13 protein-coding genes are annotated in these 19,870 nt (G+C 71.9%); 6 read left to right on the plus strand and 7 right to left on the minus strand.

Going from position 1 to position 19,870, the window contains the following annotated elements:
* Positions 1–139: 139 nt before the first annotated feature.
* Together OWM54_RS06150 and uvrA are read right to left on the minus strand one after the other, a co-directional pair.
* On the minus strand, positions 140–736 hold the full coding sequence (locus tag OWM54_RS06150; RefSeq protein ID WP_267696873.1) for a glutathione peroxidase: 597 nt from the start codon (positions 734–736) through the stop codon (positions 140–142).
* A 62-nt stretch (positions 737–798) separates the two neighbouring features.
* Entirely contained in the window at positions 799–6,108 is a 5,310-nt protein-coding gene (gene uvrA, locus OWM54_RS06155; RefSeq protein ID WP_267696874.1) for an excinuclease ABC subunit UvrA, read from the minus strand.
* A 182-nt stretch (positions 6,109–6,290) separates the two neighbouring features.
* On the opposite strand from uvrA, the gene OWM54_RS06160 reads away from it, so the two are divergent.
* The gene (locus tag OWM54_RS06160; protein ID WP_267696875.1) at positions 6,291–7,328 is read left to right on the plus strand and encodes a S1 family peptidase; all 1,038 of its coding nucleotides are present in this window, start codon (positions 6,291–6,293) and stop codon (positions 7,326–7,328) included.
* Here the strand turns inward: OWM54_RS06160 and OWM54_RS06165 are convergent.
* Positions 7,321–7,917, minus strand: a complete 597-nt coding sequence (locus OWM54_RS06165; protein WP_223746542.1) for a DUF2378 family protein — start codon at positions 7,915–7,917, stop codon at positions 7,321–7,323. The two genes, OWM54_RS06160 and OWM54_RS06165, sit on opposite strands and share 8 nt — an antisense overlap.
* A gap of 227 nt (positions 7,918–8,144) precedes the next feature.
* On the opposite strand from OWM54_RS06165, the gene OWM54_RS06170 reads away from it, so the two are divergent.
* The 4 genes from OWM54_RS06170 to mdoH all read left to right on the plus strand — a co-directional run bounded on the left by OWM54_RS06170 (position 8,145) and on the right by mdoH (position 14,816).
* The gene (locus OWM54_RS06170) at positions 8,145–10,361 is read left to right on the plus strand and encodes a PAS domain S-box protein (protein WP_267696876.1); all 2,217 of its coding nucleotides are present in this window, start codon (positions 8,145–8,147) and stop codon (positions 10,359–10,361) included.
* Positions 10,362–10,721: 360 nt separating this feature from the next.
* On the plus strand, positions 10,722–12,278 hold the full coding sequence (locus OWM54_RS06175) for a glucan biosynthesis protein (RefSeq protein ID WP_267701095.1): 1,557 nt from the start codon (positions 10,722–10,724) through the stop codon (positions 12,276–12,278).
* The gene (locus OWM54_RS06180) at positions 12,275–12,769 is read left to right on the plus strand and encodes a hypothetical protein (protein ID WP_223746540.1); all 495 of its coding nucleotides are present in this window, start codon (positions 12,275–12,277) and stop codon (positions 12,767–12,769) included. Before OWM54_RS06175 ends, OWM54_RS06180 begins: the two co-directional genes overlap by 4 nt.
* Positions 12,770–12,791: 22 nt before the next feature.
* Positions 12,792–14,816, plus strand: coding sequence for a glucans biosynthesis glucosyltransferase MdoH (gene mdoH, locus OWM54_RS06185; protein ID WP_267696877.1), 2,025 nt, complete (start codon positions 12,792–12,794; stop codon positions 14,814–14,816).
* A 52-nt stretch (positions 14,817–14,868) separates the two neighbouring features.
* Here the strand turns inward: mdoH and OWM54_RS06190 are convergent, their stop codons facing one another.
* The 4 genes from OWM54_RS06190 to OWM54_RS06205 form a co-directional block, all read right to left on the minus strand.
* Positions 14,869–15,153, minus strand: coding sequence for a hypothetical protein (locus OWM54_RS06190; protein ID WP_267696878.1), 285 nt, complete (start codon positions 15,151–15,153; stop codon positions 14,869–14,871).
* A gap of 378 nt (positions 15,154–15,531) precedes the next feature.
* Entirely contained in the window at positions 15,532–16,509 is a 978-nt protein-coding gene (locus OWM54_RS06195) for a spermidine synthase (protein ID WP_267696879.1), read from the minus strand.
* A gap of 48 nt (positions 16,510–16,557) precedes the next feature.
* On the minus strand, positions 16,558–17,868 hold the full coding sequence (locus OWM54_RS06200; RefSeq protein ID WP_267696880.1) for a M18 family aminopeptidase: 1,311 nt from the start codon (positions 17,866–17,868) through the stop codon (positions 16,558–16,560).
* A gap of 45 nt (positions 17,869–17,913) precedes the next feature.
* Positions 17,914–18,720: a hypothetical protein gene (locus OWM54_RS06205; RefSeq protein WP_223783134.1), complete on the minus strand. Its 807-nt coding sequence runs from the start codon at positions 18,718–18,720 to the stop codon at positions 17,914–17,916.
* Between the two features lie 197 nt (positions 18,721–18,917).
* Between OWM54_RS06205 and OWM54_RS06210 the strand changes: the two genes are divergently transcribed.
* The gene (locus OWM54_RS06210; RefSeq protein ID WP_267696881.1) at positions 18,918–19,643 is read left to right on the plus strand and encodes a hypothetical protein; all 726 of its coding nucleotides are present in this window, start codon (positions 18,918–18,920) and stop codon (positions 19,641–19,643) included.
* The last annotated feature ends 227 nt before the right edge of the window (positions 19,644–19,870 follow it).

Consider the following 19,870-nt stretch of genomic DNA (forward strand, 5'->3'; position numbering starts at 1 on the left):
CGCCACACGGGCCCCCAGGCCCGCATGCCGTGAGGGCGGAGGAAGGAGCGCCGGCCCACGAGGACACCCAGTCCCTCACGAACGACGCATCACCCGCCCGGGCGGCTGTCCCCACCCGGGCCGGCGAACAAGGCCCCGCTCAGGGCTGGGCGAGCGCGGCGTCGACGGCCTTGCGCAGCTCGTCGCTCTCCGGCGTCACCTTGCTCGGGAAGCCCGCGCGCACCTGGCCGTCCTTGCCCACCACGTACTTGTGGAAGTTCCACTTCGGCGCGTCGTGGTCCTTCGACAGGAAGGCGTAGACGGGCGACTGGCCCTCGCCCTTCGTCTTCACCTTCTCGAACATGGGGAACGTCACCTTGAAGCGCAGCTCGCAGAACTTCGCGATCTGCTCCGAGCTGCCCGGCTCCTGCCCACCGAAGTCGTTGGACGGGAAGCCCAGCACCACGACGCCCTTGTCCTTGTAGTCCTGGTAGAGCTTCTCCAGGCCCGCGTACTGCGGCGTGTAGCCACACTCGGACGCCGTGTTCACGATGACCAGGACCTTGCCCTGGTAGTCGGAGAGGTTGGCGGGCTTGCCGTCGAGGCGGTTGGCGGACAACGCGTGCAGGGACATGGGCTTCTTCTCGCTGGAGGGCTGGGACTTCACGGGAGTGGACGGCTTCGTCGCCACATCACCGGCCAGGGCCGGGGTGACGACGAGCGCCGAGGCGACGCACAGGACTTGAAGGGTTCGCATGCGGCCGGAAGGATGCCGAAGCCCCGGCCCCGTTTCACGCCCTTCTGTCCTGTCCGTGACAATCACCGCCGTCCCCCCGACGCGCCACGTCGCGATGACGGGGCCTCCTCGCCCGTGAAGAGCGAGCGCAGCACCCGGCCCGTCGCCGTCTTCAGCTTCGCCACCTCGCGAGGCGTGCCCGCCGCGACGATGTGGCCACCCTCCTCGCCGCCCTCGGGCCCCAGCTCCACCAGGTGGTCCGCCGCGCCGATGACCGACGGGTGGTGCTCGATGACCACCAGCGTGTCGCCGCGGTCCACCAGCCGGCCCATGAAGGTGATGAGCTTCTCCACGTCGCCCACGTGCAGGCCCGTGGTGGGCTCGTCCAGCACGTAGAGCGTGGGCTCGTGCCGCGAGGACGCCGTCAGCTCGGCCGCCAGCTTCAACCGCTGCGCCTCACCGCCGGACAGCGTGTTGGAGCCCTGGCCCAGCTGGAGGTAGCCCACGCCCAGGTCCGCGAGGCACTGCAGCGGCGCCGCCACCTTGGGCAGGTTCTGGAAGACGTCCTTCGCCTCGTCCGCGGACAGCCGCAGCACGTCGCCGATGGACAGCCCGTGGTAGCGCACCTCCAGCGTCGCCGCGTCGAAGCGCGCGCCCCCACAGGCCTCGCACGGCGTCACCACGTCCGGGAGGAAGGACATCTCGTGGGAGATGGAGCCCTGGCCCTCGCACGCGGTGCACCGTCCACCGCTCGCCGTGTTGAAGGAGAAGCGCGCGGCGGAGAAGCCGCGAATCTTCGCCTCGGGGGTCGCCGCGAAGGCCCGACGCAGCTCGTCCCAGATGCCCAGGAACGTCGCGGGCACCGAGCGCGGCGTGCGGCCGATGGGAGACTGGTCCACCGACATCACCCGCTTCACCGCCTCCACGCCCTTGAGCGAGTCGAACGGTCCGGGCCGCGAGGACACCAGCTCCAGCGCCTCTCGCAGCGCCGGGTACAGCACCTGTCGAATCAGCGTGCTCTTGCCCGAGCCGGACACGCCGCTGACGACGTTGAGCCGGCCGACCGGCAGCCGCAGGTCCACGCGCTTCAGGTTGTTGGCCCGCGCGCCCTTCAGCTCCAGCCACTGCTTCGGCTCCCCACGTCCGGAGGGAGGCCGCACCTGGGACGCCCGCAGCGCGAGCGCCGTGGGGGACTCGCCCTGGAGCACCACGTCCGGAGGTCCCTCCGCGAGGATGCGCCCACCGCCGCGTCCGCCCGTCGGGCCCAGATCCAGCAGGTGGTCCGCCGCGCGGATGGTGTCCGAGTCATGCTCCACCACCAGCACCGTGGAGCCGGTGTTCACCAGCGCGCGCAGATTGTCGAGCAGCCGGTGCGTGTCGCGCGGGTGCAGGCCGATGGTCGGCTCGTCGAGCACGTACATCGCGCCGGTGAGCCCCGCGCCCAGCTGCGCCGACAGCCGCAGGCGCTGCATCTCCCCACCCGACAGCGTGGCCGCGTTGCGGTCCAGGGACAGGTAGCCCAGGCCCACCCGCTCCAGGAACTCCATGCGCCGCAGCAACTCCTGCCGCGAGGGCTCGCCGAGCAGCGCCCGATCTCCCTTGAACTTCCAGCCCCGCACCCGCGCCAGCGAGGCCGCCACGGACTGCTGCACCACCTCGTGGTAGCGCGCTCCTTCCAGGCGCACGCCCCGAGGCACCGGCGCCAGTCGACTGCCGCCGCACTCACGGCACGGCGCCGTCTCGCCCTCGGCCTGCGCTTCGGGGCCACCCTTCACACCCGTGCCCTCGCACGACTCGCAGCGGCCCTGCTTGGTGTTGAACGAGAACCAGCGCGGGTCCAGCTCCGGCACCGCCGTGCCGCACTTGGGGCACGTGCGCTCGGTGGACAGGAGCGTCTCGCCCTTCGACGTGCGAACCTTGAGCGCGCCCTGCCCCCAGCCCAGCGCCTTGTCGAACACGTCCCGGGGCAGCTTCGACAGCTTGCCCTCGTGCATCACCAGGTCGATGTCGTGCTCGCGCGTCTTCGCCAGGCGCGGCGGGTCGTCCGTGGAGGACAGCTGCCCGTCGACGATGGCCGTGGTGATGCCCGCGCGCGCCGCGGCGGCGAAGACATCCAGGTACGTGCCCTTGCGCGAGCGCACCGCCGGCGCCAGCACCGTCCCATCCCCCTTCAGTTGGGAGAGCTGCGCGAACAACACCTCCGGCGACGTGGAGGTGATGGGCGTGTCGTCGTTGGGGCAGTGCGGCTCGCCCAGCTTGGCGAACAAGAGCCGCAGGTAGTGGGCCACCTCGGTGACGGTGGCCACCGTGCTGGTGCCGCCCGCGCGCGAGGTGCGCTGCTCCAGCGCCACGCTCGGCGGAATGGAGCTGACGCGCTCCACGTCCGGCCGGGGCATGGTGGGCAGGAACTGGCGCGCGTACGGGCTGAGCGTCTCCAGGAAGCGCCGCTGCCCTTCCGCGAACACCACGTCGAACGCGAGCGAGCTCTTGCCCGAGCCGCTCGGCCCCGTGACGACGGTCATCTTCCCCAGGGGAATCTTGCAGGACACGTCCTGGAGGTTGTGCTCGCGCGCGTGCTCCACCTCGATGGCGGGCGCCGCGTCCTTGCCCGGCCGCCGCGCCTTCACCACGCGGCCCAGGGGCTTGCGCTCGCCCCGGAGCGCCACCGCCGTCGCGCCCTCGCCGCGCGCCACCGACTCCGGCGTGCCCTCGGCCACCAGCCGCCCGCCGTCCTTGCCGCCCACCGGCCCCAGGTCGATGACCCAGTCCGACGCCTTCATCACCGCGACGTCATGGTCCACCACGATGACGCTCGCGCCCTTGTCCACCAGCGCGTGCAGCGCGTCGATGACGTGACGCACGTCCTCCGCGTGCAGGCCCGCACTCGGCTCGTCGATGAGGAACAGCGCGCCCTTCGCCTCGCTGGCCAGCGCCCGCGCCAGCTTCAACCGCTGCGCCTCGCCGCCCGACAGCGTGGACAGAGGCTGTCCCAACGGCAGGTAGCCCAGGCCCAACCGCGCCACCGGCCCCAGCGCGCGCTGCAGGGCCGCGTCGCTCCCGAAGTGCTGGAGCACCTCCGCCACCGTCATCTCCAGCACCTGCGCCACGCTGAAGCCCTGGTGTCGGACGGCGAGCACCTCCTCCTTGAAGCGCCGGCCCCGGCACACCGCGCACAACAGGGCCACGTCCGCGAGGAACTGCATCTCCACCGTCTCGTAGCCCTCGCCCGAGCACGCCTCGCAGCGCCCCTTGTCCACGTTGAAGGAGAAGTGCGCCGGCGTCAGGCCGCGCACCTCGGCGTCCGGCTCCGCGGCGAAGCGCTCGCGCAGCCGGTCCCACGCCTTGGTGTACGTGGCCGCGTTGCCACGCGAGGTGCGCCCCAGCGGAGACTGGTCCACGAAGGTGATGGCCTTCACCGCGTCGGCCCCCTCCAGCGCGTCCACCGCGCCCGGGGCCTCCACGTCCTTCACGCCCAGCCGCCGCGCCAGGTGCCGGTAGAGCACCTCGTCCACCAACGTGCTCTTGCCCGAGCCGCTCGGCCCCGTCACCGCGCACAGCACGCCCAGCGGCACCTTCACCGACAGCGCCTTGAGGTTGTGCTCGCGCGCGCCCTTCACCACCAGCTCACCGGTCCGCTCGCGCGGCGCCCGCTTCGTCTCGGCCCCACCCGCGAGCAGCCGGCCCGTGGGCAGGTCCTTGCGCTTCGCCAGCGCCTCGGGAGGACCGTCGAAGCACAGCTCGCCGCCCTCGCGGCCCGCGCCCGGCCCCAGCTCCAGCACGCGGTGCGCGGAGCGGATGACCAGCGGGTCATGCTCGATGACGAGCGCGATGTTGCCGCGCTCCGCCAGCTCCGCGATGGCCTCCGTCAGCGGCGGCACGTCGCCCGGGTGCAGCCCCACGGTGGGCTCATCCAGCACGAAGAGCGAGCCGGTGAGCGAGGTGCCCAGCGCGGCCGTCAGCGACACGCGCTGCGCCTCGCCACCGGACAGCGTGCGCGCCTGCCGGTCCAGCGTCAGGTAGCCCAGCCCCACGCGCTGCAGGTAGCGCAGGCGTCCGGCCAGCTCGCGCCGCGCCAGCTCCCCCTGCCCCGTCGTCGTGCCCAGCGCGTCCAGCCGCGCCAGCGCCTGCGTCAGCTCCAGCCCGTGCCACCCCGGCAGGTCCAACCCGCCCACGCGGTAGGCCCGCGCCTGCTCGTTGAGCCGCGCGCCGCCGCAGTCCTTGCACAGCGAATACGCCCGGTAGCGCGCCAGCAGCACGCGCACGTGCATCTTGTACGTGCGCCCCTCCATCCACCGGAACCACGCGCGCACGCCCGGATACGCGCGGCCGTCGTCGTAGTCCCCCGCGCCCTCCAGCACCGACTCACGCTGCGCCGGCGTCAGCGAGGACCAGGGCGCATCCAGGGGAATCTTCTTCTCGCGGCACCAGCGCTGGAGCATGCCGCGCTCCCACTCCGTCGACGCGCCGGACCACGGACGGATGGCGCCCTGCGACAGGCTCAGCGCCGGGTTGGGAATCACCTTGTCCCAGTCGATGCCGATGGTGCGGCCAAAGCCCCGGCACGCCGCGCACGCGCCCACGGGCGACTGGTAGCTGAACAGGCCCGGCCGCGCCGCCTCGAACTCGCGCGCGCACTTCGGACACACCAGGCCCCGGCGCACCCGCTTCGCCTCGGCGCCGGGCAACAGCACCACCGCCTCGCCCTCGGCGCGGTTCCACGCGTCCTCCAGCGCCTGCGTCACCCGCCCCACCTGCGACGACGACAGCTTCACCCGGTCCACCAGCACCCGGGCGATGCCCGCCGGATCCGTGGCCTCCGAGGGCTTGAGCGACTCCAGCTCCCGCACCTCGCCCTGCACCACCAGCCGGTGGTAGCCGTCCTTCAACAGGCGCGCGCGCACGTCCAGGAACGACGCCGTGTCGGGGATGCGCAGCGGGAAGGCGATGAGCGCCGCGGCATCCGGGGACTCGGCCACCAGCGCGCGGGCCGCCACGCCCGCGTCGGTGCGCACCGCCTCCACCCCGCATGCGGGACACACGGGCATCGCCTCGCGCGTGAAGAGCGCGGACAGGTACGGCTCCACGTCCGCCAGTGTCGCCACCGTGGAGCGCGAGCTCTTCACCGGCGCCCGACGGTCCACCGCCACGCCCGCCGCCACCGGCTCCAGCGCCTCCATGGGCGGCCGCTCCAGCCGCTCGAGGAACTGCCGGGCATACGGGCTGAAGCTCTCCACGAAGCGCCGTTGTCCCTCGGCGTACAGCGTGTCGAGCGCCAGGCTCGACTTGCCCGCGCCCGAGACTCCGGTGATGCAGACCAGCTCCCCCTCCGCCAGGTCGACGGAGAGGTCCTTGAGGTTGTGGGTGCGCGCGCCTACGAGGTGGGTCTTGTGCATTTCGGGTCGGAGGTTTAACGACCCGACACTCCAACGCCACAGACAAGTGAAGCTGTTTACCGATGCGAGCCCTCCCCGGTTGGGTGGAGGCCGAGCGGCTTGATACAACGGGGGTACAATCGAGCGCGCGAGGGCGGCACCCGGCCCGGTGCCCATCCCAGCCTCGCGACGCAGGAGGCCTTATGGCCGAGGGAGTCGTCGACAAATCCCCCCCCCGTGACGCGCTGTTCTCCGCCTCGCCCTCCCTGGTGTTGCTGGAAGTCGATGGACGCCCCGCCTCGGGCTTCGTCGCCACCGGGCAGGGACACCTCGTCACCAGCCTCCACGCCGTCGCCGGCGCCCGCGAGATTCACGCGGTGATGGCGGACGGCACGCGCACGGAGGTGGTCCAGGTCGTCGCCATGGATGACCGCCGCGACCTGGCCGTGCTGCGACTGCCCGTCCCCGAGCTCGCCCCGCCGCTCGACCTGGCTCCCGTCTGCCTGCCCGGCGAGGGGGACACCGTCTATGTCCTGCGGGCCACCGCCAGCCCCGCACCGGAGGTCCGCTCGCAGGAGGTCCGGGCCGTCCAGGTGCTCGGCGACTGGCTCACCCTGCTGGAGCTCACCCGCACGCTCCCCGACGACTTCTCCGGCGGTCCGGTGCTCGACCTGCGAGGTGGCGTGGTGGGCGTGGCCACCGCGGCGCTCGCCAACGGCCGCTCGCTGGGCCTGGTCATCCCCACCCGCTACCTGCTGCCGCTCCTGCAGGGCGCCGGAAGCCTGCCCCTGTCCGCCCTGGAGACGCCGCGCCGCCGCGCCAGCCGCGTGCGCCAGGTGCCACGCCACCCGCTGAGCCTGCTGGAAGGCGCCAACACCGACGCGCTCGAGTCCATCGCCACCACGCTCGGCCACGCCATCAACGCCGGCGCGCCCGCGTACAACCGCGGCGACGTGGACGGCTGCTACCGGCTCTATGCGCGCACCGCCGAGAAGCTCATCGCCACGTGCGAGGCCTTCCCCGGCGCCCAGCGCGCCCTGCGCGACGGCCTGTCACGCTGCGCCGGCCTGCAGGACTCCGACGACCGCGCCTGGGCCCTGCGCGACGCCTTCGACGGGCTGCTGGACGTCATCGGCCGCTGGCTCCAGGTCCGGCCCACGTCGCCGCGCCCCTCGCCCAAGTCCAGCCCGGGCACCCCCAGCCTCGCGGTGGCGCCCGCGACCAAGCGCTACCTCAACTAGTCGCGCGCGGCTCCTCCCACCAGACCCGCAGCGCGTAGCCCGCCGGGGCGCGCTCCAGCACCTCCACCCGCGCCGTCACCCGGGTGCGCAGGAGCACGCCCTCCACCACGCCCGCCACGAAGTCCGGCAGCGGGTCCGCGTCCACCACCCGCACGCACCACTCGCGCTCGCGCACGGGCGCAAGCTCCATGCGCATGTCCTCGCGGCCCGCCTTCAGGTACGTGGGCAGCCGCGTCAGGCACCGCTCCGTGCCCAGCAGCGGCGCCGCCGTGGCGAAGATGCGCCCCACCAGCGTCTGCGCGAAGCCCTCCACGTAGGACAGCCCCAGGGCCCGGTTCGCCGCCTCCGGCGTCTGCCCCGCGCACACGAAGCGCCGCGCCACCCCTAGCGCGGCGCGCCACACGGTGAGCGGATAGGACTCCTGCAGGTCCTCTTCGTCGTAGCCGATGTCCTTGAGGGACTGGGCGAACGCCCCGGACGGCTTCAGCGCGTGCACGAACAGCCCCTCGAAGTTGCGCCGCGGCACGCAGACGGCCACCTGCGCCCTGCGCCCCACCGTCACCACGTCCTGTGAGCCCCGCCGTTCCATGACCACCCCCCCGTGCTTCGAATCCACCCGTCGTCCCGCAGTCTAACAGCCCGCCGGGCGCGAGGCTTTGGTTGCCCTGGAAAACTAGACCCTCGGCGCACTTTTACAACCGGAGGGCTCGTGCAACGATGGCCGTTTGCAATGCGAGGAGTCCCATGCGGGTCCTGATAGTCGCTCAGGGAGGGGCGGACCTGTCGCCACTGGAAACCCTGCTGGAAGAGCGGGGCATGACGGTGGTCCACGTCTCCAGGGACGTGGATGTGCCAGCGGCATGGCGCGCCGGCCCCTGCCCACTGGTGGTGCTGGATGCACGCGAGAGTGGCTCGCGCATGCCGCTCGTGCGGGCCCTGCGCAGCCTGCCCGGCGGCACGTCCGCCGTGGTGCTGCTCGTGGGACGCCGCGGCGCGCTGCGGGCCCTGGAGCCGGCGCTGGAGGACGGCGCCGACGAGGTGCTGGCCTGGCCCCCGGACCTGGAGGAGCTGCGGGTGCGGCTGGACATGGCCGAGCGCAGGTACGCGCGGCGCGAGTCCCGCATGGGCGTGCCCTTCGGGGACGAGCTGCGCGACACCATGCTCGCCGTCAGCCCCGTGCCCACCTCCATCACCACGCTCGGCGAGGGCAAGGTCGTCGCCGCCAATGACGCCTACTTCCGCGCCTTCGGCTACACGCGCGAGGAGATGCTGGGCAAGACGACGGTGGACCTGCACCTGTGGGAGCGGCCCATCGACCGCGCGCAGGTGATGGAGCGGCTGCGCCGGCACGGCTCGGTGCGCGGGGTGGACGCCCAGTACCACACGCGCACGGGCGAGGTGCGCCACACGCTGCTCTTCATGGGCCTGGTGCCCTACGCGGGCGAGCCGCACGTCATCTCGTTCTTCCCCGACATCACGCCGATAAAACAGGCGGAGGAGGAGGTGCGCCGCTCCGAGGTGAGCTTCCGCACGCTCATCCAGAGCCTGCCGGACCTGGTCGCCGTGTTCGACCGCAACGCGCGGGTGCGCTACGCCAACCTCAAGGTGGCGCGCGCGCTGGGCTACTCGGACGTGAAGGAGCTGGTCGGCAAGCACATCTCCGACATGATTCCCCCCGAGGACTTCGCCTCCGCGGACGCGCGCATGCACGAGGCCCTGCGCACCGGCCGCAACGCATTGCAAGAAAGGCGCATGGTGCGCCGCGACGGCGGCATCCTCCACGTGGAGTCCACCACCTTCCCGCTGCACTTCGACGGCGAGGACTCCATCGTCTCCGTGGCGCATGATTTGACGGAGCGCCACCAGATGCAGGCCCGGCTGATGCTCGCCGAGCGCATGGCGTCGGTGGGCACGCTCGCCGCGGGCGTGGCGCACGAAATCAACAACCCGCTGGCGTACCTCACCGCCAACCTCGCCTTCGCGCGCGAGGAGCTCTCGCGCGTGCCCGCCCCCGGCGTGGACGCGTCCTTGTCGGAGGCGCTGTCGGACGCGCAGGCCGCGCTCTCCGAGGCCCAGCAGGGCGCCGAGCGCGTGCGCACCATCGTCCGCGACCTGAAGACCTTCAGCCGGGTGGACTCGGTGGAGGACTCCGTCGTGGACGTGCGCGCGGTGCTGGAGTCCACGCTGAACCTGGCCACCACGGAGATCCGCCACCGCGCGCGGCTGGTGAAGCTCTTCGAGGACGTGCCCCCCGTGCGCGCCAACGAGTCGCGACTGGGCCAGGTGTTCCTCAACCTGCTGGTCAACGCCGCGCAGGCCATCCCCGAGGGCGCGCCGGACCGCCACGAGATTCGCGTGGGCGCGCGCCTGGGCGAGGGCGGCCGCGTGCTGGTGGAGGTGACGGACACGGGCGTGGGCATCGCCACCGAGCACCTGCCGCGCCTGTTCGACCCGTTCTTCACCACCAAGGCCCCCGGCGTGGGCACCGGCCTGGGCCTGTCCATCTGCCACAACCTGGTGACGGCGCTCGGCGGCGAGATCCAGGTCCGCAGCGCTCCCGGCCGGGGCTCCACCTTCCGCGTGCTGCTGCCCTCCGCGGAGCCCGTGCGCGTCGAGCCCGCCCCGCCCGCGCCGCGGCCCGAGCCCGCCGCGCCGGTGGAGAAGCGCGGCCGGCTGCTCGTCGTCGACGACGAGCCCCTGGTCTGCACCGCCCTGGGCCGCACCCTGCGCCCCCACCACGATGTCACCCTGGCGACACGCGCACAGGACGCGCTGGAGCGCATCGAGGCTGGCGAGTCCTACGACGTCGTCTTCTGCGACTTGATGATGCCCGGCATGAGCGGGATGGACTTCTACTCCACCCTCATGAAGCGCCATCCGGAGCAGGCCCGCCGCGTCATCTTCCTCACCGGCGGTGCGGTGACCCCCCAGGCCCGCGCCTTCCTCGAAACCGTCACCAGTCCCCACATCGAAAAGCCCTTCGCGGGACGCGAACTGCTGTCCTTGGTGCAGGAACGACTGGCCCGCGCCTGATCCGGGTCACTGTCCACCTGTGGAAGAATCGGACAGGCTCACTCACCGGCTGTCCTTCAATTCCCCAGCGACTCTCCGGGCCTCCCCACCCGGTGTCCAAGAAGGCCATCACAAGCCCCCAGTTTCATTGAGCTCAAACGAATCCCTCCGAGGAAGCGCTTGGGATTCCTGAAGAATTTCCAGCATCCAGGCCCTCCGACGCGGGCTGGTACGCGGGTTGCTCCAGGACTGACGCGCCGCACCGAGGAGGCCTCTCGGAGCGGCGGAACCGGGTGAGCTCCAAGCAGTCTGAGGCTCGCCCGCCCCCTCGGTCTCCTGGAGGCAGCAGGCGTGACGTCGGACAGCAACAGGCAGGGCGGGATGCGCGCGGTGTGCGTGCGGTGGCTGGGCGCGGCGATGGTGGCCACGGCGGGCACGGCGTGCGCGGCGACTCCGGCCCTGGCGGCCCAGACGCGCGGCGCCCAGACGTTCTCCGCGGACACGGTGGTGGAGCTGGCCCGGCAGAAGGCGGCGCGGCCGTACGAGGCGCCGGTGTCGACGTTGCCGGAGTCCTACAAGTCGCTGGACTACGACGCGTACCGGGACATCCGCTACCGCCCGGAGAAGGCGCGCTGGCGCGACGCGAAGCTGCCCTTCCAGGCGCAGTTCTTCCACCCGGGCCGCTCGTTCCAGTTCCCGGTGGTGATGCACGAGGTGGCCGAGGGCAAGGCCCGGCCGCTCGCCTTCTCCCCGGAGCTGTTCACCTACGGCCCGCTGGTGAAGCCCGGTCCGCTGAAGAAGGCGGATGGCTTCGCGGGCATGCGCCTGTCGCACCCGCTCAATCGCGAGGACGTGTTCGACGAGCTGGTGGTGTTCCAGGGCGCCAGCTACTTCCGCGCGCTCGGCCGGGGCAGCCTGTATGGCCTGTCCGCGCGCGGGCTCGCCATCGACACCGCGACGTCGCGCCCCGAGGAGTTCCCCGACTTCAGGGAGCTGTGGCTGGAGAAGCCCGCGCCCGGCGCGGACCGCGTGGTGGTGCACGCGCTGATGGACAGCCCCAGCGTCACGGGCGCCTACCGCTTCACCATCATCCCCGGGGCGAACACGGTGATGGAGGTGGAGGCCACCGTCTTCGCGCGCAAGGCCGTGGCGGAGCTGGGCGTGGCGCCGCTGACGAGCATGTACCTGTTCGGCGAGAACGACCGCGGCGACTACGACGACTTCCGCCCGGAGGTGCACGACTCGGACGGCCTCTTCGTCTGGACGCGCGCGGGCGAGCAGCTCTGGCGGCCCCTGCAGAACCCCGAGCGCATCAACGTCTCCAGCTTCCAGGTGGAGAGCCCGCGCGCCTTCGGCGTCCTGCAGCGCGACACCACGTTCGCCCACTATGAGGACCTGGAGGCGCACTACGAGCGCCGGCCCTCCGCGTGGGTGGAGCCCGTGGGCGACTGGGGTCCGGGCGTGGTGCGGCTGGTGGAGCTGCCGACGCCGGACGAGACGAACGACAACATCGTCGCCTTCTGGGTCCCGAGGAAGACGCTGGGCCCCGGGGACTCGCTGAAGGTCGCGTACAAGCTGCACTGGGGCGCGCACTCGCCCTGGCCGGTGACGGGCTCCACGGTGGTCGCCACGCGCGTGGACGCGGGCGACTCGTGGAAGGGCGCCCGGCTCAAGGACGCGCGCCCCATGCGCCGCTTCATCATCGACTTCGCGGCGCTGCCCGACTTCGCGGAGGACGACGTCCCGGTGGAGCTGGTCGTCAGCGCCTCCTCGGGCAAGGTCCTACGCCCCATCGCCACGCGCCACACGCCCACCGGCGGCTGGCGCGCCACCTTCGAGCTGCACCCCTCCTCCCCCGTTCCCACCGAGCTGCGCGCGTTCCTCAAGCGCGGCCCGGAGACCCTCACCGAGACCTGGAGCTACCTGTGGATTCCGTGACGACACTGACCACCTGCCCTTCCGTCCCGACCACCGTGTGGGCCGGCCCGCGCGCTCGCGCGGCGCTCGATACCTTCTTCAAGGGCTTCGGCTTCACCGCCGAGGCGGACCTCTCCGCGCTGGCCGCGTGGGTGCTGGACGGCTTCGGCGCGCACGGGGCCCAGCCCCAGGCGGCGGTGGCGCTGGCCCGGGCCCGGATGGAGACGTGGCTGTCGGGCGTGCTGGGACTGGAGCACTCGGGTCCGGGGCTGCTGTCGCGGGGCCGTGCGGCCTTCGTGCTGTGCGACGGCGCGAGCCGGGGCGCGCGGCTGCTCACCCGTCCCGCGGCGCCGGAGGACTTCGTCCGGGCGGTGCGCGCGGCGGTGCCGGTGCCGGCGCCCGCGCAGGTCAGCTCGGTGATGCCCGAGCAGCAGCTGGTGCTCAACCCGTTCGGGGAGATGCTGCGCCGCTGGTGGCGTGGCGCCACGGCGGGCATGTCCACCTCGCCCTGAGGCGGGCCTGGGGAGCCTCGCGATGCAAGCCCACTCGTTTTCGCCCGAGAGCGCCGGCTACCGGCGCGCCGGAGTGCTGGGACTGGCGGCCGTCACCACCGTGGTGGGGACGTGCGAGATGCACCGCCTGCTGAGCGCTCAAGGGACGTCGGTGCCGGAAGGGGTGCTGGTGGGGCTCTTCGCGCTGTGCTTCGGCTGGATTGCCCTGTCGTTCTTCACGGCGGTGGCGGGCTTCCTCCAGCTGGCCCTCGCCTCGCGGATGCCCGGGCTGCGCTACCCCACGGCGGAGGAGGAGTCTCAGCCGCTGGGGTCGCGCACCTCGGTGGTGATGCCCATCCACAACGAGGACCCCGCGGCCGTCTTCGCCAACGTGCAGGCCACGTACGAGTCGGTGGCCGCGACGGGGCACCTGGACGCGTTCGATTTCTACGTGCTGAGCGACTCCACGCGCGCCGAGTCGTGGGTGGCCGAGGAGCTGGCGTGGTCGGACCTGTGCCGCCGGGTGGGCGGACAGGGCCGCATCTTCTACCGGCGGCGCACGGACAACACGGGCAAGAAGGCCGGCAACCTGGGTGACTTCTGTGAGCGGTGGGGACGCCGCTACGACTTCACGGTGGTGCTGGACGCCGACAGCCTGATGGATGGCCGCACGCTGGTGAAGATGGCGCGGCTCATGGAGCTCAACCCGCGCGCGGGCATCCTCCAGGCGCCGCCCTTGAACGTGGGCCGCACCACGCTGTTCGCCCGGCTGCAGCAGTTCGCCGGCCGGGTGTACGGCCCCGTGGTGGCGGCGGGCGCGGCGGCGTGGCAGCTGGGCGAGTCCAACTACTGGGGCCACAACGCCATCATCCGCACGGAGGCGTTCATCAACCACTGCGGGCTGCCGGTGCTCCCGGGCAAGCAGCCCTTCGGCGGCCACATCCTCAGCCACGACTTCGTCGAGGCGGCGCTGATGCGGCGCGCGGGCTACACGGTGTGGCTGGTGCCGGAATTGGGCGGCAGCTACGAGCAGCCCCCGCCGAACCTGCTGGCGTACGCGCAGCGGGACCGGCGCTGGTGCCAGGGCAACCTGCAGCACCTGAGCCTGGTGATGGCGGGGGGCTGGCATCCGCTCAGCCGCGGCCACTTCCTGATGGGCGTGATGTCGTACGCGGCCTCGCCCCTGTGGTTGTTGTTCCTGACCGCAGGCCTGGTGGCCGCGCTGCACGACCGCTTCCTCCTGGACGTGTCCACGCTGGAGTCCCCCGCGCTCGCGTTCGACGCGCCGGGCGCGCTGCGCCTGTTCGCGGTGTCGATGGGGATGCTGTTCGCGCCCAAGTTCCTGGGGCTGACGCTGGCGCTCTTCAAGAAGGGCGAGGCGGCGCGGATGGGCGGAAGGTGGAAGCTCATCCTCAGCGTGCTCGCGGAGAGCGTGCTCGCGTCGCTGCTGGCGCCGGTGATGATGCTGTTCCAGTCGCACTTCGTGTTCGGCACGCTGCTGGGCTACCGGGTGAACTGGTCCAGCCAGCAGCGCGAGGACGCGGACCTGCCCTGGTCCGAGGCGGCGCGGCGGCACGTGGCGCACATGGCGGTGGGCGTGGCGATGGTGGCAGTGGCGGCGCTGGTGTCCACGGCGCTGGTGGCGTGGCTGATGCCGGTGGTGGTGGGGCTCCTGCTCGCGGTGCCCCTCACGGTGCTGACGGCCCGCGCGTCGCTGGGGTTGTGGGCGGCGCGTCGAGGGCTGTTCCTGATGCCCGAGGAGACCGAGCCGCCCGAGGTGGTGGAGCGCGCGCAGGCCATCACCGAGGAGCACGGGGTGGAGCCGGTGCCGGACGCCATCGAGCGGGTGCTCACGGACGCGAAGACCCACGCGCTGCACCTGGCGCTGCTGGAGTCGCAGCCGGGGCTCGCGGAGACGACGACGCCCGCGGCACTGGAGTCCGCGCGGCGCAAGCTCCTGGGTGACAACGCCGAGCCCCTCTCCGCGCAGGAGAAGGTGGCGGCGCTGCTGGATGTCACCACGTTGAGCGAGGCCCGCGAGCAGCGGCTGACGCGCACGCTGTCGTGAGCCTGGAGCGGGCACCCGCGTCACGCGGATGCCCGGGCTCCTGGGAGCCGTGTCAGTAACACTCGGAGCAGTTCGAGGTGATGACGCTGCCCAGATACATGCCTCCGCCCGGCGTGTAGCAGTAGTAGCGCATCTGGTTGCCCCAGCGGCCACCACACTCGTCGAGCGACAGGCACTCCCAGACGGGATAGCCGGTGTCCCCGGGGGCGCAGCCGTCATAGAGGGCCTGCTGCTGGCTCTCGGGGGCCACCTCCGCCGGTGCCTCCGCTTCGACGCCACCGCAGCCCACCGTGAAGAGACTCATCATCAGCGCTGCCGACACTCCGTGGACTCGCATGGACCACTCCAGTTGTGAGGGGGTTGAGACGGCACTGCGACGAACGGCGGTGAGAGACTCAGCCAACTGTCCGAGCACTGTCCAGACGGCCAATTCGGACCCTGATGTGTCTTTCCCGACCCGCGACATCTCGCAGGGGCGAGCGACTGCAATGTTTCACTTCAGGCGGCTCGTCATCCGCGAGACACGACGTGTCCTCGCCCGCGGACCTCGGGCGCTCGATTGAACGCGACACCGTAGACGACTCGCTCCCGCTGACGGATGACCGCCGGCTCCGGCTCGCGACCGCGCACGGAGGGCCGCCAACCCGGTCTCGCGACACGAGGCCTGAGTCCGCACTCGCGGGCCTCGGGCCTATCGACGACCAGGCCTCGCCGTCTACTCGTCCGAGTCGCGCAGGATGCCCGCCGTCAGCGGCCACGGAAGCCCCTGCTCCGCGGCGCGACGGACCTCGCGGTCCTCGAGCCTGCGAGTCATCAGCCCGCGCAGGTTGAAGCGCGCCGCCCGCGCCAGAGGTCCCGCGCGAGCCTTCAACGCGCCACGCGAGACCTTGCGCGAGGTGGTCAGCCCCACGAAGACACGGTTCGCCGTGGTGCGCGCATCGAAGGCATGCAGCTGCTCGAAGCTCGCGCGCCACGTCTGGAGCATGGCGGGATAGAGCGGATTGGGGGAGCGGTGCACGTTGCTCACCACCGCGCCGTCGGGCGTCAAGCGCGAGCGCACGGCCCGGAGGAACTCCCACGTCGCCAGCGAGCGCGGCACGCCCCGGGGGCCAAAGGCATCCAGGAGGATGACGTCGTACGCGGGCCCGGGCGTCTCGATGAACCGCCGCCCGTCCTCCAGGTGCAGCCGCAGCTGGGCGTCCTCGCGCAGGCCGAAGTAGCGCCGGGCCACGTCGAGCACCTCCGCGTCACAGTCCACCGCGTCGATATGGACCTGGGGCAGCGCGGCACGCAGGAACATCGGCAGCGAGCCCGCGCCCACGCCCACCATCAGGATGCGCCGGGGCTGCGCCACGAAGGCCACGCCGGCCACCATGCCTTGCGTGTACTCGAGCTCCAACTGCAGCGGGAAGCCCTGCCCCGTGACGCTCTGATAGGCGCTGTCCCAGCCGAACTGGAGGTAGCGCCGGCCCTCCGTGTCCTGGCTGACGATGCAGCGGTAGGCGCCGGGCTGGCCCACGTACAGCACGGTGCGCGGGACGTTGAGCCAGCGGAAGACGCGGGACAGGGTGCGCCGGGTGCGCGCGGCGCGGGCCCCCGGCGACGTCAGGCCGAGCGAGGCCCCGGAGCGCGAGAGGACCCGCGTCCAGGGCGCCTGTCTCCACCAGGGACCTCGTGCGCGTGGCCAGGTCACGGGCCCAGGTCTATCACCTCCGCGCGCAAGGCTGGCGGACATGGCCTGCTAGGCGAAGAACCTGCGCAGCACGGCCACCATCGCCGCCACGTCGCTGGCGCACGCCATCTCCCGGATGGAGTGCATGGACAGCATGGGATTGCCCACGTCCACCGTGCGGATGCCGAGCTGCCCGGCGGTGATGGGCCCAATCGTGCTGCCGCAGCCCAGGTCCGTGCGCGTCACGAAGTGCTGGGCCGTCACGCCCGCCTCGCGGCACAGCGCGGCGAAGTGCGCCCACGACTCGCCATCCGTCGCGTACGACTGGTTCACGTTGGACTTGATGACCGGGCCCAGGCCCATCTGCGGCTGGTGCTTGGGCTCGTGCAGCGAGGCGTAGTTGGGGTGTACCGCGTGCGCCATGTCCGCGCTGACCAGGAAGGACTGGGCGATGGCGCGGTGGAACGCGTCGGGCTTGCCGTCCGAGTGCGCCAGGGTGAGGCGCTCCAGCAGCGTGCGCAGGAAGGGGGACGCGGCGCCCTGCGCGCTGCGGCTGCCCACCTCCTCGTGGTCGAACAGGATGACGCCGCTGGTGGCCTCGCGCGACGCCGGGCCCGTCAACAGCGCCGTCAGACTCGAGTGGCAGCTGGCGAGGTTGTCCAGGCGCGCGGCATGGAGGAACTCGTCATGCGCGCCCGAGCGCGTGGACGGCTGCAGGTCATAGAGGCACAGGTCGTAGCCGAGGATGTCCGCGGGCTCGGCCTTCACCCCACCCTTCGCCAGCTCCTGCACGAGCAGCCCGCGCAGGTCCACCGCGCCGCCGCTCTCCAGCCCCAGCACCGGCACCATGTGCTCCTGGGCGTTGAGCTTCAGGCCGTCCGAGTTGACGGTGCGGTTGAGGTGGATGGCCAGGTTGGGCACGCGCAACAGCGGCCGGCGGAAGTCCACCAGGTGGCCCCTGGGCTTGCCGCCCTCCATCACCACGACGCGGCCGGCGAGCGACAGGTCGCGGTCCGTCCACGTGTGCAGGAGGACGCCGCCGTAGATTTCGACGCCGAGCTGCTGGTAGCCGTTCTTCGACACCTGCGCGTTCGGCTTGAGCCGCAGGTTGGGCGAGTCCGTGTGCGAGCCGACCAGCCGGAAGCCCGAGCGGTCCACCGGCGCCGTGCCCAGCTGGAAGGCGGCGATGCTGGTGTCGCCGCGGGTGACGTAGACGCGCTCGCCCGGCTTCAGCGTCCAGGACTCGCGCTCGTCCAGCGCGCGATAGCCGGCCTTCTCCAGGCGGCGGGCCGTCTCGCGCACCGCGTGGTACGGCGTCGGCGAGGCGTCGATGTACGCGAGCAAGTCATTGGCCAGGGCATCGGTATCGGTCGGGCTCATGTCGGCCCGAAGCTAACCCCTGGCGGGCGTCGCGCCACGTCCGAATCACGCCACCCGGACGGGGGAGCGGCCCCCGGGCTGTCCCGGGGGAACCACCACGGAGGCCGGCCGGGCCTTGGGCGCCGCGTCCAGGAACGTGCCCAGCAGCACCCAGCGCCGCGCCTCCCCTTCCGCGCCGCGCCGCGCCACCACCGGCGTCGTGTAGTGCCAGAAGGGCAGCCGGTACACGGTCATCCCTCCCACGGTGCTCACCTTCGCCATCTCCGACAGGTGATGGTCCTTCTCGTAGACCAGGTACTGGTGCTCCACCCCGGGCATGGTGAGGCTCAGGTGCATGTCCACGTAGCCGTCGCGGGCCTCGGCCTCCTCGGGGTGGTGGTCATTGTGCGGCCCGGAGTAGTCCCCGGGGCCGTAGCACAGCACCTGGATGCCCCAGTTGCGGCGCAGCACGCGGCCACTGACGGCGGCGGCGAAGCCCGCGAACGTGTCCGAGCGCAGCATCCCCGTCAGCCCCACCGCCTCCGCCGCCTTCCAGGAGCGCGAGCGCCGGTTCTCCAGGAGCGCGGTGCGCACCCGCACCGTCTTGGGCAAGAGCTCCATGTAGTTCATCGTCATCCCGGAGATGGAGTCCACGGGGATGGGGTCCTCCATGGGCACCACCAGGTCGCGCAGCGCCGCGTCGAGCGCGTCGCGGCACGCCGTCGCCTTGGCCACGTCCACCACGCCCTGCAGCGCGACGAAGCGCCGCGCGGGGTCCAGCAGCGCGCCCGCCACCGCCTTGTCCTTGCCCTCCAGGATGCGGCGGCCCTTGGGGGTGAGCAGGTCTGCGAACTGGCTGGGGAATCGCTTCATGCCGCCCCGAATACGGCTTCACGCGCCGGTTGTCGTGCGGAATGCGCGAGCCGACGTGCCCGGTGTTCCAGAAGACCCACGACGTCTCGACTCAGCGCGTCACACATGGCGTCCGGGTGAAGTGACGCTGGGCGGAAACCTTTACCGGACGACTGCGATAACCTCCCAATCGTCGAACTCCGGAGACTCCCCCAGGCATGGACCCCATCCGCAGCCGTCCCCGCGTCGTCACCTCGAACCCCTCCACGTCGCTCCAGCCGCAGGCGGAGGCGCGTCCGACGGCGGCGCCCGCGCGGGCCAACGCGGTGGGGCACACGCAGCTGAGCTCCTTCGAGACGAAGCTGGTGGCGCCCGCGCAGGCCCAGGCCGCGCAGCCCACGCCGGGCGCGTGGCGTGGCGGGCCGGACACCGAGGTGGGCAAGGCCGTGAAGGCCATCTGGGACCGGATGCAGACCATGCCGGGCGCGGACGTCACCATCAAGGGTGACACGCCCGCGTCGCTGCTCGGCCGCGCCATCCTGGACGGCAAGAAGGTCACGAACGAGCAGATCATCGCGATGTCGAAGGTGACGTTGGATCAGCTCGCGACGGATCCGAAGGACCGCGAGAAGGTGCTCAAGAAGGTGCCGAACGCGCGCGAGCTGCCGGTGCACAAGTTCACGGTGGCGATGCTGTCGGCGGCCACGGGGATTGATCCGCAGAAGCTGTCCGAGGCCTGCCCCGACCTGGGCCTGACGGGCGCTCCGGGCACCCCGCTGCTGTTCGCGGCGGACGGCGCGGGCCTGCAGCGCTCCACGGCGCTGCACGACTTCACGGACTACCTGCGCGGCGCGGGCATCAAGGGCCTGAACAAGGCCGTGTGGGGCGTCGAGGGCCGCATCCTGTCCGCCATCGTCTCCGCGGTGGGCGGCGGGCGGTACTGAAGCACCGGCCACTCGCTGAGCCTGGCACCTGGGCCGTGTTCCTCGATGGGAACACGGCCCTTCGTGTTTCCGGCGTCCCGCTGATCACCGCGCGCTGATGACTGGAGCCAGTCCCCTGATGTCTGCAGTCATCGGCTGGGGGCTCGAGTGGAGAGCATCGCTTCAGTGAAGTCGCGGGGTTGCGAGGCCGGAAGGGCTGGCATCCGCGCTGCAATGAGGGAAAGCAC

Source organism: Myxococcus sp. MISCRS1, from assembly GCF_026626605.1.
Taxonomy (GTDB): domain Bacteria; phylum Myxococcota; class Myxococcia; order Myxococcales; family Myxococcaceae; genus Myxococcus; species Myxococcus fulvus.

Bases quoted from the DNA above. Each gene is read 5' to 3' on its own strand.
- OWM54_RS06150 (WP_267696873.1), bottom strand. From the start codon at position 736: ATGCGAACCCTTCAAGTCCTGTGCGTCGCCTCGGCGCTCGTCGTCACC.
- uvrA (WP_267696874.1), bottom strand. From the start codon at position 6,108: ATGCACAAGACCCACCTCGTAGGCGCGCGCACCCACAACCTCAAGGAC.
- OWM54_RS06160 (WP_267696875.1), top strand. From the start codon at position 6,291: ATGGCCGAGGGAGTCGTCGACAAATCCCCCCCCCGTGACGCGCTGTTC.
- OWM54_RS06165 (WP_223746542.1), bottom strand. From the start codon at position 7,917: ATGGAACGGCGGGGCTCACAGGACGTGGTGACGGTGGGGCGCAGGGCG.
- OWM54_RS06170 (WP_267696876.1), top strand. From the start codon at position 8,145: ATGACGGTGGTCCACGTCTCCAGGGACGTGGATGTGCCAGCGGCATGG.
- OWM54_RS06175 (WP_267701095.1), top strand. From the start codon at position 10,722: ATGCGCGCGGTGTGCGTGCGGTGGCTGGGCGCGGCGATGGTGGCCACG.
- mdoH (WP_267696877.1), top strand. From the start codon at position 12,792: ATGCAAGCCCACTCGTTTTCGCCCGAGAGCGCCGGCTACCGGCGCGCC.
- OWM54_RS06190 (WP_267696878.1), bottom strand. From the start codon at position 15,153: ATGCGAGTCCACGGAGTGTCGGCAGCGCTGATGATGAGTCTCTTCACG.
- OWM54_RS06200 (WP_267696880.1), bottom strand. From the start codon at position 17,868: ATGAGCCCGACCGATACCGATGCCCTGGCCAATGACTTGCTCGCGTAC.
- OWM54_RS06205 (WP_223783134.1), bottom strand. From the start codon at position 18,720: ATGAAGCGATTCCCCAGCCAGTTCGCAGACCTGCTCACCCCCAAGGGC.
- OWM54_RS06210 (WP_267696881.1), top strand. From the start codon at position 18,918: ATGGACCCCATCCGCAGCCGTCCCCGCGTCGTCACCTCGAACCCCTCC.